Below are 14,743 nucleotides of genomic sequence, written 5' to 3' on the forward strand. Positions count from 1 at the left end.
GTCCAGCTCCTCGTCGGCTGTCCGGCAACTAAGCCCTCGCCGGGATGACCTTGGCGGTGACCTCGTTCCGGAGACGTAGGGAATTCTTGGCGTATTCCAGGGGTGCCATACCCACTTCCGCGGTGAACTCACGCGAGAAATGGGCCTGGTCGAAATAGCCCAGGTCCGCGGCCAACGCGGCGAGATCCCCGGTACGGCCTTTCGCGAGCAGATCGGCGCCGTCCTGCAATCGATAGCGCCGCAGCACCCATTTCGGCCCCGCGCCGACGTAGCGGCGGAACATGCGCTGCAGCGTGCGGGCGGGCACATCGAACCGCTCGGCGATCTGATCGACCCTGGTGAGCTCCTGGTCGGTGGCCATGGCGTCGATGATGCGCAGCACCGACCGATAGGTCGGGTCCTCGACCGCGGGGTGGTCGGCGAGGTATTCCTCGACGATGTGGCGACGCCGCTCGACAGTCGGCGCGTCCAGCACGCGTTCGGTCAAGTTCGCGGCGTCGGGCAGCACGTCGGCGAGTGGCACGGCGCGATCGCGGAACGAGCCGACATCCAGGCCGGTGAACGCGCCGAATCCGCCCGCACGGAAGCGGATGCCGAACGTCTCCCCGAGCCCGCTGAGTTCGCGGATGAATTTCGTGGTGGTCACGCCGTTGACGAATCCGCCGGTGCGCGTTTCGGATCGCTCGAAGGTGACGTTCACGCTCGGATAGGACAGGACCTCCGCCCGGTACGGCGGCCTTCCCCGCAGATCCCAGCTCACCGCCCAGTACCACTCGATGTAGCGGTCGACCGCGGGACCCGGCGGCAAGCGAACCAGAGAGCGATGCTTCGCCTGCTCGTCCGGATGCAGAATGCCCTTCGTGTCCTCGGGCGCAAAGGGATTGCGGGGCTGCGGCGGCTCGGCGGCGGATGATTCGGCGCTACGCGGCACGGTGTCGCTTTCTTACAAGACCCGGGGGCCCGGACCGGCGAAAGTAGTGGTCATGACGAACACAGTGAATCCCATCGCCGATGGCTACCACTCGATCACCTGTTTCCTCGCGGTCGGCGACGGCAACAAAGCGATCGATTTCTACACCGCCGTCTTCGAGGCCGAGGTCGTCACTCGCAACGACATGCCCGACGGGCAGCCCGCGCACGCCGAACTGAAGATCGGCGACTCGACCCTGCAGATGGGGCTGCCCATCCCGGACAACGGCGTGCTGGCGCCGAACGGCGAGTGGGTGCACACCTCGATCGTGCACTACTGCCCCGATGTCGACGCCGTAGTGCGGCGCGCCGTCGAACACGGCGCCCGCAAGGTCGAGGAGCCGCAGACCTTCGTGACCGGCGACCGGTTCGGCGTGGTGATCGATCCCTTCGGGCACCGCTGGGTGGTGCTCACCAAGGTCGAGGACGTCTCGCGCGAAGAGGCCGAGCGCCGGGTGAACGAATGGATGGCCACCCAGGCCTGACGGCTCGGCTGCCTCCGCGGTCGTTCCGGGAACGGACCGCGGAGGCAGCGCCGCTGCGCCCCGGATCAACTCAACCCGGCGGCGTCCATGCCGCGCAATTCCTTCTTCAGATCCGCGATCTCGTCGCGTAACCGCCCGGCGAGTTCGAACTGCAACTCCCGAGCCGCGTTCATCATCTGTGCGGTGAGTTCCTTCACGAGATCGGCCAGTTCGGCGCGCGGCATCGACTTGACGTCGCGGCCCTCGTACACACCCGCGCTCACCGCCCGCCCCGGCTCGCCTTGCGCGCGTCTGCCCCGGCTGGCGTTGCGTCCGGAGCCGCCGACCTCCACCTCGGTCTCGTCGGCCTCGCGGTACACCTGATCGAGGATGTCGGCGATCTTCTTGCGCAGCGGCTTCGGATCGATGCCCATTTCCTCGTTGTAGGCGATCTGTTTCGCGCGGCGGCGTTCGGTCTCGTCGATGGCGAACTGCATCGAGTCGGTGATCTTGTCCGCGTACATGTGCACTTCGCCGGAGACGTTGCGCGCCGCGCGCCCGATCGTCTGGATCAGCGCGGTCGTGCTGCGGAGAAATCCTTCCTTGTCCGCGTCGAGGATCGCCACCAGCGACACCTCGGGCAGGTCGAGGCCCTCGCGCAGCAGGTTGATGCCCACCAGCACGTCGTATTCGCCGAGCCGCAGCTGCCGCAGCAGCTCGACGCGGCGCAAGGTGTCGATCTCGGAGTGCAGATAGCGCACCCGAACCCCCAGCCCGAGCAGGTAGTCGGTGAGGTCCTCGGCCATCTTCTTCGTGAGCGTGGTGACCAGGACCCGTTCGTCACGCTCGGTGCGCTGCCTGATCTCGTGGATCAGATCGTCGATCTGCCCCTTCGTCGGCTTCACCACGACCTGCGGATCGACCAGGCCGGTCGGCCGGATGACCTGCTCGACCACCTCGCCACCGGTCTGCCCGAGTTCGTACGGACCGGGAGTCGCCGACAGATACACCGTCTGCCCGATCCGATCGGCGAATTCCTCCCAGGTCAGCGGCCGGTTGTCCACCGCGGACGGCAACCGGAAGCCGTACTCCACCAGGTTGCGCTTGCGGGACATGTCGCCCTCGTACATACCGCCGATCTGCGGGACGGTGTTGTGCGACTCGTCGATGACGAGCAGGAAGTCCTCCGGGAAGTAATCCAGCAGCGTCGCGGGCGCCGAACCGGCCGGGCGGCCGTCGATGTGGCGGGAGTAGTTCTCGATGCCGGAGCAGAAGCCGACCTGCCGGATCATCTCCAGGTCGTATTGGGTGCGCATGCGCAGCCGTTGCGCCTCGAGCAGCTTGCCCTGACGTTCCAGCTCGGCGAGCCGGTCCTCCAGCTCGGCCTCGATGTCGTGCACCGCGCGCTCCATCCGCTCCGGGCCCGCCACATAGTGGGTGGCGGGGAAGATCCGCAGCATGTCGACCTGACGGACGACGTCGCCGGTGAGCGGGTGCAGGTAGTACAGCGCCTCGATCTCGTCGCCGAAGAACTCGATGCGAACGGCGAGTTCCTCGTAGGACGGGATGATCTCCACGGTGTCGCCGCGCACCCGGAACGAGCCGCGGGTGAACGCCATGTCGTTGCGGGTGTACTGCACGTCGACCAGCAGCCGCAGCAGCGCGTCCCGATCGATCTCGGTGCCGACCTGCAGCTGCACCGACCGGTCGAGATACGACTGGGGCGTGCCGAGGCCGTAGATGCACGACACCGAGGCGACCACCACCACATCGCGCCGGGACAGCAGGCTCGAGGTCGCCGAATGGCGCAGCCGCTCGACGTCGTCGTTGATCGAGCTGTCCTTCTCGATGTAGGTGTCGGTCTGCGCGATGTACGCCTCGGGTTGGTAGTAGTCGTAGTAGGAGACGAAGTACTCGACGGCGTTGTTCGGCAGCATCTCGCGCAGTTCGTTGGCCAGCTGGGCGGCGAGCGTCTTGTTCGGCGCCATCACCAGCGTCGGCCGCTGCAACCGCTCGATCAGCCAGGCCGTCGTGGCCGACTTGCCGGTACCGGTGGCGCCGAGCAGCACCACGTCGCGTTCCCCCGCGGTGATCCTGCGCTCCAGTTCGGCGATCGCGGCAGGCTGGTCGCCCGCGGGCTGGTGCTCGCTGACCACCTCGAACCGGCCGCCGACGCGCTCGATCTCGCCGACCGGGCGGAACTCCGAGTGCGCGAGCGGCTGCTCGGCGGCCCTGTCCTCGAAGCCCTCCGCCGGAATCTCGGTTGCGAATGCCATGCTCACCAGCCTAGGCCCACCCACCGACAGGTTCCCGTGGACAACGGACGGTCACGAGCCGGGTGATGCCCCGCGCTTCGGCGCTGTGAAACCGATCACACCGAAAGCGGTCGCCGGCCGGTCGTTCGCCGAAAGTTCCCGAGTTCGCGTGCCACCGATACGCGCGGACGCGATCGAGCCGCCTGTCGGCCATCGAGAAGAAGGGGATAAGCGACACCGCGCGGTGGGTACACCGAAAGCGAACGATTTCAACGACTTTCGATGAAGCGGTGCGAGCCCGCTCCTATCATCCTCGGCGGCACGGAGTTCGCCGTGCGGCCTGCGCTCGACCGCATCCTCACAGCCCACGTACCCGCGCTCGGCGCGAACGGTTACATGTCCGAAATGTCCGTTGCGGCAACAGGTTTCGTGTGGAAGAACACCTTATCGCGAACCGCGCGAGCACCCCGACCCAGGTGTAACCTGATCTGGTTGTTCGGACGTGGTGAAGGACAAAAGCCATGAGCGGTCTGATTCCATTGCTCGTCGCCGTGCCGGCTGTGACCGGCATCGCCGGGTACGTCGCCAGAGACATCCGCGCGGTGGTTCCCTCCGTCGCCGGCGCCGTCATGGCCGCCCCACCAGGGCCGATCGCTCCCGTCAGACCGGCGCCGCACCGGCCGCGGGTGGAGTTCTTCAATCTGGCCGAACTCAGCAACACCGACGCCAAGGGCTTCGTCCGCCCGGTCGACCGCTTCCACGTCGAGCCGTGGGGCCTGTACATGGCCCGCCGGGTCGGCGGACCGGATTCGCACTACCTCGAATCCTGGTTGCTGCCGGGACTCTCGTTGCGCGCGACGCTGGCGCGGACCAACCCGGCGCACCACCGGGAACCGGTCTACCGCCTCGACGTCGGCGAGTTCAGCCGGGTCGGCCAGAAACGCTGGAAGGCGGTGGACCAGTACTTGTCCATCGCCGTGCGCCGCGGCGGCACCGCCGAACTGCTCGGCGTCGACGAACTGCTCGCCGCGCATGCCGCGGGACTGGTCGAGACGGCGCAGGCGCACCGGGCGTTCGAGCGGGCCACGGCCGTGCTGGACGGGCTGGCCGCGCACGATCACCGCGTGGAGGGCTGGCTCGCCACCCACGGCATCACCCTCACCTGGATGTAGCCCGCGGATTACTGCCTCCGGCTCGACGCGCCGGGAACGGCGGTAGATTCTTGATGCATGACGCAGGCACCCATCGTCGACGTGCACCGGCCCAAAGTCGAGTACTTCAACCTCGCGGACCTGACGAACACGGATCCGAAAGGCTTCGTGCGCCCGGTCGAGAAGTACCACGTCGAGCCGTGGGGCCTGTACATGGCGCGCACCTCGGATCACCCGCAGTTCCACTACATCGAGTCCTGGTTGCTGCCGAAGCTGCACCTGCGCGCGACCATCTTCCACTACCTGCCCGCGCATCGGCGCGACCAGGACTATTACCTCGACATCGGTGAATTCACGCCGGTCGCCCCGAAGAAGTGGAAGTCCGTCGATCACTACCTCGACATCGTCGTGCGCTCCGCACGCGAGACGCAGCTGCTCGACGTCGACGAGCTGATCGCCGCGCACGCCGCGGGCCTGATCAGCCTCGCCGACGCCGAGGCGGCGGTGCAGCACGCCACCGCCGCCATCGACGGCATCGCCGCGAACGGTCACACCTTCGAGGGCTGGCTGGAGACCATGGACATCACCTTGACCTGGCTGTAGTCCCGGACCTGCGCACACCCGACCCGATCGGCGCGGCGGACGGCCGGGGCCGGAGCGGCTAAGGCGCCGACGACTCCCGCCAAGCGAGCGCCCGCGGATACGCGGCGTCGAACCAGGGCTCTTTGACGTCGAGGTAGGCGGCGGTGGCCTCCGCTCCCGTCAGCCCTGCCGCCTTGGCTTCACCCTCACGCTTGACGGCGAGATACTCCGCGCGAGCCCCGGCGTCGGCACGCAGCCAATCCCGCAGCAGCAGCGCGTACTGCTGCCCCGGCGAACCCTCGACGCGCACGTGCACGTTGGCCAGCCGGCCGGGGTCGGCGCTCTGGTGGAAGCGCTTGCTCCACAGCGCGGTGTCCACGCCCGCCGGGTCCTGCGGCGTCGGCTTGGGATTGTCCTGGGTACTCTCTGGCCGCGCCGGGAATCCCGCGGCGGCGATGGCATCGCGCAGGCCGTCGGCGGCGGCCAGGTCGGCGACCGTGATCTGCAGATCGATTACGTCCTTGGCGGGCAGGCCCGGCACGGACGTGGAACCGACGTGGTCGATCCGGGAGGCGGCGCTGCCGCAGGCCACCCACAGCCTTGCGATCAGCCGCTGCGCCTGCGCCGGCCAGGCCGGATCGGCGGGCACCAGCCGGATGTCACCGCGTCGCGCGGGCGTCCCGGCGCGCAGGTTGCGCTCGAAGGGCACCAGGCGCTCCGCCCACAGCGCGCGTACCTCCGCCTCGACCTCACCCGGCGCGCCACTGTTGTCCAGCAAAACATCGGCAACGGCTCGACGCTGCTCGTCGGTGGCCTGCGCCGAAATACGCGCACGCGCATCGGATTCGGCGACACCACGGAATTCCACCAAACGGCGAATTCGCGTTTCCGCGTCGACGTCGACGATGAGCACGAGATTCATCAACGGCGCCAGGCCGTTTTCCACCAGAAGCGGAATATCCTGCACCACAACGGCGTCCGCGGGTGCGGCCGCGATCAATTCCGCGGTACGTTTTCCGACGAGCGGGTGCACGATCGAATTCAGTCTCGCGCGCGCCGCGTCGTCACCGAAGGCCGCGGCGGCCAGGGCGGGCCGGTCGAGACTGCCGTCCGCGGCGAGGATGCCTGCGCCGAACGCCTCCACCAGCGCGGCGAGTCCCTCGGTGCCCGGCTCGACCACCTCCCTGGCGATGAGGTCGGAATCGATGACCACCGCGCCGAGGTCGGCCAGTGCGCGAGCCACCGTCGACTTCCCCGCTCCCATGCCTCCGGTGAGGCCGATTCGTAACATTCGACCAGTCTCGCATCCGGGCCTGGCGGGGGCCTGTGCTGCCCCGAACGCGTCGGCGACGGTCCGCCTCGTAGGCCCGGCCCGTCGACGGGCGATCCGGCCGATTACCCGATGCGGTCGCGTATTCCACCGCCCGGGAAGCCATTTGCCCGATCCGTGACAGCGCCGAGACCGATTCGCAACAATTCCGGATGTTTACGGTTCGGCCGCGACGACTTTCCGACACGCCGAGGCAATTACTCGGGCAAAATACTCTGCCGATCAGTTTCGTTCCGCTAATCTTCGCCGTGGCGATCCAGGCCGACACCAGCGAAGCAAAGGAACACCATTGGGCACCAGAATCAACCGGGCGGGTCGCCACCGCCTGGGCATGGCGGGGCGAGTGCACTGCATTCAGATCCCCGCTGTCGCGGCGGCGCTCGCCGAGCACCGTCGCTCTTGGTTCACCGCGTTCATCAGTCCCGCGCGGCACAGTTTCGCTGCCATGCGGAACCGTCCGGCCGCACCCGCGGTCCGGTGGGTACCTGCTACCGCAAGCTGAACCCGAGCTCGAAGTGGCCCAGCCTCTCGCCAAGGCTGGGCCACTGTTTTGCGTGCCAACGGTGAGCGCGGTTCCCGGTGCGCGACATCGGCCGGACAGAATGTAAGTACAGATGCAAGATCGATGGCGGGCCGCGACAGTGAACTCGCTTCCGGCGGAACTCCGCGCCGACCGTCCCCGAATAAGCCGTGCTTCCCCGAGCGCGAACTCCGAGCGGCCCGGATGCCCGGGTGACATCGTAAATAATTACGAAAGTTCTCCTCCGATTCGGTGACGAAGCCGTGCGACGACACGGCATGCACTCGGTTTCGATTCGTGACCGTCACCGGGACGAGAGAAAAACATCTCCGAAACCGCCGCCGTTTCCACGGCTTCTCGCGCAACTCGACCCACCGAACGGTCCCATAAGCGCCGACGACCGAATTCCCGGCATTATCGCCAGCGGGATATCGCCTTTCACCAGCGGCCGACGCCTTTCGGATTCTCGATGTGGTGCGTCTCCTGGCAAACCATCCGCAGCGAGCCGGGCTACCGGGTCTCTCGCGGCGCTCAGCCCGACGTCACGCGGCGCAGCAGCCCGTACAGTTGCCTGCGCTCCGGTTCGTCGAGCACGGCCAGTGCTGGCACGTTGTCGAACACCTCTCGATCGAGAGTTCTCCGGAGGTCCTCTCCCCGCTCGGTGAGAGTCAGCAGGCGCGCGCGGCGATCGGTGGGGTGCACCTCCTTGCGCACCAAGCCCAGCGCCTCCAAGCGGTCCACCATGGTCGCGGTATTCGACAGGTCGGCACCCAACTGACGGGAGAGATCCTTCGGCGTCATGGGCGTAGCCAGTCGCCCCAGCGCCTTCGCCTGCGCCGGGGTCACGCCCAAACGCGCTGTGGCAGCGGCGAAATGCGCACGCACCAGCCCGACCGCGCGCTGCAGCACGTCGACCAACTCCGCCATGCTCGGCACCTCTTGCGGTTCGCTCACCGGCACAGCCTACCCACGGCACACTAATTAGTGGTTGACCACCATTAAATCGGATGTCACCATAGCTCGGTAATAGTGGTACACCACCAATGAAGGAACCATGACTACTTCGACGATCGCACCGCGCCCCGGCCTGAGGTCCGGCTATCTGGCGTTGACGCTGTTGTGCTCGGTGCAGATGATGCTGAATCTCGACGACACCGTGGTCAACGTCGCACTGCCCACCATCCAGCGCTCGCTGCACATGTCCGAAAGCGACCTGACCTGGATCGTCAACGCCTACCTCCTGCTGTTCGGCGGGTTCCTGATCTTCGGCGGACGTTGCGCCGACCTGTTCGGCGGCAAGCGCGTCTTCCTGGTGGGCGTCACCGTGTTCGCGGTCGCGTCACTGACCACCGGCCTCGCGCAGAACGGCTTGATGGTGGTGGCGAGCCGGGCGGGTCAGGGCATCGGCGGCGCTCTCGCCAGTCCGGCCGCGCTGAGCATCGTCGCGGGATTGTTCACCGACCCACGGGCGCGAAGTCGCGCCTTGGGCATCTGGGCCGGCCTCGGCGGCTTGGCGGCCACGCTCGGCGTGGTGCTTTCCGGCGTCATCACTCAGTACGCGAGCTGGCGTTGGTGCTTCTTCATCAATGTGCCGGTGGCGCTGATCGCCCTGGTCGCGATTCCACGACTGGTCGAGACGGGAACCCGGAGCGAGGCCGTGCGGCCGCGCATCGACGGGCTCGGCGCAGCCCTGATCACCGCGGCGGTCGCGGCGTTCGACTACGGGCTGATCGACAGCGGCCGAGCATCCTTCGCCGCGACGGCGTTCCGGCTGGATGCGGGTCTCGCGCTGCTGCTCGCGTTCCTCGTCCGCGAACGGCGCCACGCGTCCCCCCTGATTCCCTTGTCGTTCTTCCGCGATCGGGATCGGGCGGTCGCCAACGCGGCCAACGTCCTGTTCTGCTCGGCGATCCTGTCGATGTTGTTCTTCCTCACCCTCCACCTGCAGCAGGTCATGCACTACAGCCCGGCCCGAACCGGAGCGGCCTGGCTGCCGTTCTGCGCGTTGGTGATCGCGGGCTTCGCGACTTCGGCGGCCCTCACTCCACGTTTGGGCGTCCGCTGGGTTCTGACCACCGCGATGGTCGCCTGCGGTCTCGGCATGCTCGCGCTGTCGCGGCTGTCACCCACGGGAGGCTATCTCGAGCTGTTGCCGGGCATGCTGGCCGCCGGGTTCGGAATGGGCTTGGCGTTCGTGTCGATCACCATCGCGGCGGTCGGTGAAACCCACGAGGACATCACCGGACTGGCCTCCGGACTGGTGACGACGACGCAACAGCTCGGCGGCGCGTTCGGGCTCGGCGTGCTCAGCACCGTCGCGATCAGCCGCAGCACCGCGTTGCTCGAGTCCGGGATCTCCACCGAATCCGCACTCACCCAGGGATTCCGGCTCGCATTCGAAATCAGCTCGGCGATTCTCGCGGTGGCGGCGATCCTCGCGGCACTCGGCATCACAGCGAAAGCCGGCACCGCTCCGGCACCGGCTCGCTGAATTCATGGACCGGCGACGGCGAGACACCTCATCGGATGCCTCGCCGAAGCCGCACCAGCCCGGAACGCGGGGTCAGGCAGTCGTACCCGCGTGCATCTGCCGAGGCGGATTCGGCAGCCCGAGTGCGGTATTGAGGCGGTAAGCCCCACCCAGACCGTGGAAGACCGCCATGCTCAGGCCTCCGATGCCGATGCTCACCGCACCGACCCATGGATGACTCGCCAAGTCGGCCCAGTACACCAGCAGCGCCGTCAGCAGCAGTCCGAGGAATCCGGCCACGGAGTTGCGCACGGGCGCGTTACCCGTGACGTTCGGGAACTCCTCCCCCATCATCCCTTTCACGAAATGCGGAACGGCGTTCACTCCCAGGATCCCGGCACCGAGGGCCAGGGCGACAGTGGACCACATCGCTACCACCTCACTCTCCAATTCGGTCAACAGTTGTAGACCGAAAGCTACCCCTGCGCGGCCTTTGAGTCAACGCACGTAGACTGAATTCATGGATGCCACTCCCACCCGAGCCCAGCAGCGCCGCAACACGGAGGAACGGATCCTGGCGGCGGCGGGCCGGTTGTTCGCGGAGATCGGCTACGACCGGACGACCATCCGGGCCGTCGCGACGGAGGCGGACACCGATCCGAGCCTGGTGATGCGCTATTTCGGATCGAAAGAGAATTTGTTCGCGCGGGTCGCGGTCTTCGCCGACGACCACCCGATCACCGGGACGCCGGAGCAGGTCGCCGAACTCCTGCTCGACGCGCTCGCCATCAAGCTCGCCGACCAGCCGGTCAACACGCTGGCGGCGATCCGCTCGATGCTCACCCACCCGGACGCCGCCGACGAGGTACGCGCGGCCATGACCGCGCGACAGCGGGAAGCGGCCGGGCAGTTGCGCGACGATGAGGCGGACCTGCGCGCCGGATTGCTGGGAGCCCTCACCATCGGCGTGGTGATCGGCCGTCATCTGCTCGAACTCGATGGTCTGCGCGACGCGCCGCCGCAGCGCATCATCGCCTTGCTGCGCAACGCCTTTCACGACATCGCGCACGGCCCCGCCGAACCGGGATCGCACGAGGGAACACGACCGGCACGCTAGACCGTCCGAGCTCCGCGACGCCGCTGCGGAACCGCCGCCGAACCCGACGGGCTAGAAGCCGAGCGAACGAACCAGGTCGCGCATCTCGGCGCGGAACAGTTTCCCCGGGTCCTGCGACTGTGGACGCAGGTGGCCGTACACCTCCAGTGCGATCGGGCCGTGCATCCGGCCCCACAGACGCAGGGCGAGGGCGAGCGCGTCGGGAGGTAGATCCGGGAAGTCGGACCGGACATGGTCGACCAAGCTCACGTCGAAGTCGGACCACGTGCAGTCACCCGCGGACTGGGTAGCCGCGGCCCGTGGCCACGCGGCGGCCGCGAGACCGACCAGGCCGGTACAGGCGCGTAATTCGGCCGCGCCGGCGGGTCCGCCCGGCGGCGGCCGATAACCGGGCACCGGGTCGCCGTAGATGAGCCGGAATTCGGCGGGCCGTTCGATCGCCCAGGCGCGCACGGCCTCGGCCCAGGCCATGATGCGTCCGGCCGGATCCGCCGCCGGAACGGCGTCGCGCGCCGCTTCCAGCCGGTCGACCAAGGCGGTGTAGACGTCCGAGATGAGGGTGGAGATCAGGTCGTCGCGGGTGGCGAAGTAGCCGTAGATCGCGCCCGCCGTCATGCCCATTTCGCGAGCGATGGCGCGCAGCGAGATCGCGTCGGGACCGCCCTCGGCGAGCAGCCGCATCGCGATCGTCGTGATGTCCTCCAGCGTCTGGGCGCGCAGGCGCTCCCGGCGACTTCTCACGATTTCGGCCACGGTTGACACCCTACAGCGTTTGTATACTATCTGCCGTGTTGTTACTGAACAGCGTGTAGTAAATGAACATTGCTAAGGAGAATCGTGGACATCGGAGTTTTCGGGGCGACCGGCGTCATCGGGTCGCGCGTGGTCACCGAAGCGCTGCGGCGGGGGCACCGGGTCACCGCGTTCACTCGCGACGCGGCGCGTATCCCGACCCGCGAGGGGAGCGCGACGTGGGCGGTGGCCGACTGGCTGGATACCGACAGCATCGCCCAGGCCATAGCCGGGCTCGACGTCGTCGTGAGCGCGGTGAACGCCGGGCACGGCATCGCCGACACCATCGCCAGAGCGGACGACTTCGTGGTGGGCGCACGGGCGATGGTCGCCGCGCTCGACCGGCAGCCGCGCGTCCGGCTGATCGCGGTGGGCGGGGCGGGCAGCCTGGAAGTCGCGCCCGGCATCCAATTACTGGACACCGGAGACGATTTCACTCGCACCCTCACCGAAGTGCTCGACGTTCCCGCGGACTACGCGCGGGTGGTGCGCGCATTGCGCGACGCGTTGAACATCTATCGGCTGTCCAACCGCAATTGGACCTACCTGAGCCCCTCCTCTGGGCGGATCGCTCCGGGCGAGCGCACCGGCCGCTTCCGGATCGGCGGCGATCAACTCTTGGTCGGCGGCGGAGACCTCTCCGCCGAAGACGTGGCGGTCGCCCTCATCGACGAGGCCGAGCAGCCGCGTTTCGTTCAGCGCCGCTTCACCGTGGGCTACTGAGGCTGGAGTCGCCTGCCGAACAACCCGGGGCCTACGGGCGAACAGCCGGGCGCCGCGCACGGTTTCTGTCGGACCCCTCCGGCACAATAAGGGATGTCGGACGTCGATCAGGTTGCCACACAAAGTAATCCGCAACCCGAGAGATAGGGGTCACCATGCCCGACGTCCTTGCTTCGACGCCCGACCGTCTCACCGTGGACCACGAAGAGCTCGTGGCCTTCGCGGCGGAGATCGAGCGGCACCGTGCCCTGCTGCGCCCCGCCGCGGAGGATTACCGGTACCGCGTGGCCCAGCGGATCGAGCATCTGGACCCGTCGGACCAAGAGCCGTTCCTGCGGCAGGCGGAGCAATTCGTCGAGTCGCTGCTGATCGACCCGATCCGGCACAACACACTGGATCTGGCCGCTTACCGGGCGATCCGGGACGGTGTCCCCGTGCGGTTCGACGCCGAACGTCGAGCCTACGTTCTGCGTCGATCGGAGCGGGAACCGCTGGTGATTCGCCCCGGCTTGCCGGAACATCGGCTGGGCGTCATCGCCCGGCTGGCCTCGCTCGGGTTGCGGCTCGAGCAGATTCAGGTCGTCGCGCTCACCACGGCCCAGATGGTGGCGCCACATGAGGCGCTACGGCCGCCCGCTCACGCGCCACGAGTGCAACGCGGCACGACGAAAGCCTCACGGCACGAGAACGACTGAAAAACTCACCGAAAAACGACTGTGCCCCAACCGAATCCCGGTTGGGGCACAGTCGTTCAGCCTATTGCCGATCAGGCGTTGCCGGACAGCTTCTCACGCAGAGCCGCCAGCTGGGCGTCGCTGGCCAGCGAACCGCCGGCGGGCTCGGCCTGGCCCGCGGAGGACTGCGAACCGCTCTCGGAGGAGTAGTTCGACGCGCCGCCGCCGTTCGCGGCCTCGGCCGCGGCGTCGGCCGCCATCTTCTCCATCTGCGCGGTGTGCATCTTGTGGCGACGCTCCGCCTCGGCGTAGCGGCCCTCCCACTCCTCGCGCTGCTTGTCGAAGCCCTCGAGCCACTCGTTGGTGTCGGGGTCGAAGCCCTCGGGGAAGATGTAGTTGCCCTGCTCGTCGTAGCTGTCGGCCATGCCGTACTTCGACGGGTCGAACTCGGCGTGGTAGTCCTCGTTGGCCTGCTTGAGGCTCAGCGAGATCCGGCGACGCTCCAGGTCGATGTCGATGACCTTGACCATCGCGTCGTCGCCGACGGCCACGACCTGGTCCGGCACCTCCACGTGACGCTCGGCCAGCTCGGAGATGTGCACCAGGCCCTCGATGCCCTCCTCGACGCGGACGAACGCGCCGAACGGAACGAGCTTGGTGACCTTGCCCGGCACGATCTGGCCGATCGCGTGGGTGCGGGCGAACTGACGCCACGGGTCTTCCTGGGTCGCCTTGAGCGACAGCGAGACGCGCTCGCGGTCCAGATCGACGTCGAGCACCTCGACGGTGACCTCGTTGCCGACCTCGACGACCTCGGACGGGTGGTCGATGTGCTTCCAGGACAGCTCGGAGACGTGCACCAGACCGTCCACGCCGCCCAGGTCGACGAAGGCGCCGAAGTTGACGATCGAGGAGACCACACCCTTGCGGACCTGGCCCTTCTGCAGCTGGTGCAGGAACTCGCTGCGCACCTCGGACTGGGTCTGCTCCAGCCAGGCGCGGCGGGAGAGCACGACGTTGTTGCGGTTCTTGTCCAGCTCGATGATCTTGGCCTCGATCTCCTTGCCGACGTACGGCTGGAGATCGCGGACGCGTCGCATCTCGACCAGCGACGCGGGCAGGAAGCCGCGCAGGCCGATGTCGAGGATCAGGCCGCCCTTGACGACCTCGATGACGGTGCCCTTGACGGCCTCGTCCTTCTCCTTGAGCTCCTCGATGGTGCCCCACGCACGCTCGTACTGCGCCCGCTTCTTCGACAGGATCAGGCGGCCTTCCTTGTCCTCCTTGGTGAGAACAAGGGCCTCGACCTCATCGCCCACGGAAACGACCTCGTTGGGGTCGACGTCGTGCTTGATGGAGAGTTCACGAGAGGGGATGACGCCTTCGGTCTTGTAACCGATGTCGAGCAGGACCTCGTCGCGATCGACCTTGACGATGGTTCCTTCGACGATGTCGCCGTCGTTGAAGTACTTGATCGTGGCGTCGATGGCGGCGAGGAAATCCTCGGCGGAGCCGATGTCGTTGACGGCTACCTGCGGCGAGGTGACGGTGGTGGGCATATGTCGGTTTGCTCCGGACGGATTGTGGTCGGTTGCGGACATTGGAACTTTCGGTACGCTGCGATCTCACCGCGAAGTGTGAAGACGGACACTAGGAACGTACCGCACGCGACGCGCGTGAAACTCAGCACGGGTTG

14 protein-coding genes are annotated in these 14,743 nt (G+C 67.4%); 7 read left to right on the top strand and 7 right to left on the bottom strand.

What is annotated here, in order from left to right; all coding sequences use genetic code 11:
* Positions 1 to 28: 28 nt before the first annotated feature.
* A complete protein-coding gene (locus ACIHAX_RS22490; protein WP_397279388.1) occupies positions 29 to 931 on the bottom strand; it encodes a DUF6597 domain-containing transcriptional factor in 903 nt (300 codons plus the stop codon).
* 52 nt (positions 932 to 983) lie between these two features.
* Between ACIHAX_RS22490 and ACIHAX_RS22495 the strand changes: the two genes are divergently transcribed.
* Positions 984 to 1,454 (top strand): VOC family protein, encoded by a 471-nt coding sequence (locus tag ACIHAX_RS22495; RefSeq protein ID WP_355078215.1) that lies wholly within the window; start codon positions 984 to 986, stop codon positions 1,452 to 1,454.
* Between the two features lie 65 nt (positions 1,455 to 1,519).
* Here the strand turns inward: ACIHAX_RS22495 and uvrB are convergent, their stop codons facing one another.
* Positions 1,520 to 3,709 carry an excinuclease ABC subunit UvrB gene (gene uvrB, locus ACIHAX_RS22500; RefSeq protein WP_356967868.1) on the bottom strand — a complete coding sequence of 730 codons (2,190 nt, stop codon included), beginning with the start codon at positions 3,707 to 3,709 and terminating at the stop codon, positions 1,520 to 1,522.
* 500 nt (positions 3,710 to 4,209) lie between these two features.
* On the opposite strand from uvrB, the gene ACIHAX_RS22505 reads away from it, so the two are divergent.
* Entirely contained in the window at positions 4,210 to 4,860 is a 651-nt protein-coding gene (locus tag ACIHAX_RS22505) for a hypothetical protein (protein WP_356967866.1), read from the top strand.
* A gap of 57 nt (positions 4,861 to 4,917) precedes the next feature.
* Positions 4,918 to 5,442 carry a DUF402 domain-containing protein gene (locus ACIHAX_RS22510; RefSeq protein WP_355078218.1) on the top strand — a complete coding sequence of 175 codons (525 nt, stop codon included), beginning with the start codon at positions 4,918 to 4,920 and terminating at the stop codon, positions 5,440 to 5,442.
* 58 nt (positions 5,443 to 5,500) lie between these two features.
* Here the strand turns inward: ACIHAX_RS22510 and coaE are convergent, their stop codons facing one another.
* Both coaE and ACIHAX_RS22520 read right to left on the bottom strand, forming a co-directional pair.
* Positions 5,501 to 6,712, bottom strand: a complete 1,212-nt coding sequence (coaE, locus tag ACIHAX_RS22515; RefSeq protein ID WP_364430365.1) for a dephospho-CoA kinase — start codon at positions 6,710 to 6,712, stop codon at positions 5,501 to 5,503.
* A 1,090-nt stretch (positions 6,713 to 7,802) separates the two neighbouring features.
* Positions 7,803 to 8,225 carry a MarR family transcriptional regulator gene (locus tag ACIHAX_RS22520; protein WP_355078220.1) on the bottom strand — a complete coding sequence of 141 codons (423 nt, stop codon included), beginning with the start codon at positions 8,223 to 8,225 and terminating at the stop codon, positions 7,803 to 7,805.
* A 100-nt stretch (positions 8,226 to 8,325) separates the two neighbouring features.
* Here ACIHAX_RS22520 and ACIHAX_RS22525 point away from each other — a divergent pair, with 100 nt between their 5' ends.
* Positions 8,326 to 9,762: an MFS transporter gene (locus tag ACIHAX_RS22525; protein WP_397279391.1), complete on the top strand. Its 1,437-nt coding sequence runs from the start codon at positions 8,326 to 8,328 to the stop codon at positions 9,760 to 9,762.
* 72 nt (positions 9,763 to 9,834) lie between these two features.
* Here ACIHAX_RS22525 and ACIHAX_RS22530 read toward each other — a convergent pair whose 3' ends face one another.
* Entirely contained in the window at positions 9,835 to 10,170 is a 336-nt protein-coding gene (locus ACIHAX_RS22530) for a hypothetical protein (protein ID WP_355078222.1), read from the bottom strand.
* 91 nt (positions 10,171 to 10,261) lie between these two features.
* On the opposite strand from ACIHAX_RS22530, the gene ACIHAX_RS22535 reads away from it, so the two are divergent.
* Complete coding sequence (locus ACIHAX_RS22535) at positions 10,262 to 10,858, top strand: TetR family transcriptional regulator (RefSeq protein WP_364430374.1); 597 nt, start codon at positions 10,262 to 10,264, stop codon at positions 10,856 to 10,858.
* A 51-nt stretch (positions 10,859 to 10,909) separates the two neighbouring features.
* Here ACIHAX_RS22535 and ACIHAX_RS22540 read toward each other — a convergent pair whose 3' ends face one another.
* A complete protein-coding gene (locus tag ACIHAX_RS22540; RefSeq protein WP_397279393.1) occupies positions 10,910 to 11,611 on the bottom strand; it encodes a TetR/AcrR family transcriptional regulator in 702 nt (233 codons plus the stop codon).
* A gap of 84 nt (positions 11,612 to 11,695) precedes the next feature.
* On the opposite strand from ACIHAX_RS22540, the gene ACIHAX_RS22545 reads away from it, so the two are divergent.
* Entirely contained in the window at positions 11,696 to 12,373 is a 678-nt protein-coding gene (locus tag ACIHAX_RS22545) for an NAD(P)-dependent oxidoreductase (protein ID WP_397279395.1), read from the top strand.
* Between the two features lie 155 nt (positions 12,374 to 12,528).
* Positions 12,529 to 13,068: a hypothetical protein gene (locus ACIHAX_RS22550; RefSeq protein WP_355078226.1), complete on the top strand. Its 540-nt coding sequence runs from the start codon at positions 12,529 to 12,531 to the stop codon at positions 13,066 to 13,068.
* Positions 13,069 to 13,139: 71 nt separating this feature from the next.
* Here the strand turns inward: ACIHAX_RS22550 and rpsA are convergent, their stop codons facing one another.
* Positions 13,140 to 14,606: a 30S ribosomal protein S1 gene (rpsA, locus tag ACIHAX_RS22555; RefSeq protein WP_039797295.1), complete on the bottom strand. Its 1,467-nt coding sequence runs from the start codon at positions 14,604 to 14,606 to the stop codon at positions 13,140 to 13,142.
* Between the last annotated feature and the right edge of the window lie 137 nt (positions 14,607 to 14,743).

Source organism: Nocardia sp. NPDC051929, assembly GCF_044548645.1.
GTDB lineage: Bacteria > Actinomycetota > Actinomycetes > Mycobacteriales > Mycobacteriaceae > Nocardia > Nocardia sichangensis.

Bases quoted from the DNA above. Each gene is read 5' to 3' on its own strand.
- ACIHAX_RS22495 (WP_355078215.1), top strand. From the start codon at position 984: ATGACGAACACAGTGAATCCCATCGCCGATGGCTACCACTCGATCACC.
- uvrB (WP_356967868.1), bottom strand. From the start codon at position 3,709: ATGGCATTCGCAACCGAGATTCCGGCGGAGGGCTTCGAGGACAGGGCC.
- ACIHAX_RS22505 (WP_356967866.1), top strand. From the start codon at position 4,210: ATGAGCGGTCTGATTCCATTGCTCGTCGCCGTGCCGGCTGTGACCGGC.
- ACIHAX_RS22510 (WP_355078218.1), top strand. From the start codon at position 4,918: ATGACGCAGGCACCCATCGTCGACGTGCACCGGCCCAAAGTCGAGTAC.
- coaE (WP_364430365.1), bottom strand. From the start codon at position 6,712: ATGTTACGAATCGGCCTCACCGGAGGCATGGGAGCGGGGAAGTCGACG.
- ACIHAX_RS22525 (WP_397279391.1), top strand. From the start codon at position 8,326: ATGACTACTTCGACGATCGCACCGCGCCCCGGCCTGAGGTCCGGCTAT.
- ACIHAX_RS22530 (WP_355078222.1), bottom strand. From the start codon at position 10,170: ATGTGGTCCACTGTCGCCCTGGCCCTCGGTGCCGGGATCCTGGGAGTG.
- ACIHAX_RS22535 (WP_364430374.1), top strand. From the start codon at position 10,262: ATGGATGCCACTCCCACCCGAGCCCAGCAGCGCCGCAACACGGAGGAA.
- ACIHAX_RS22550 (WP_355078226.1), top strand. From the start codon at position 12,529: ATGCCCGACGTCCTTGCTTCGACGCCCGACCGTCTCACCGTGGACCAC.
- rpsA (WP_039797295.1), bottom strand. From the start codon at position 14,606: ATGCCCACCACCGTCACCTCGCCGCAGGTAGCCGTCAACGACATCGGC.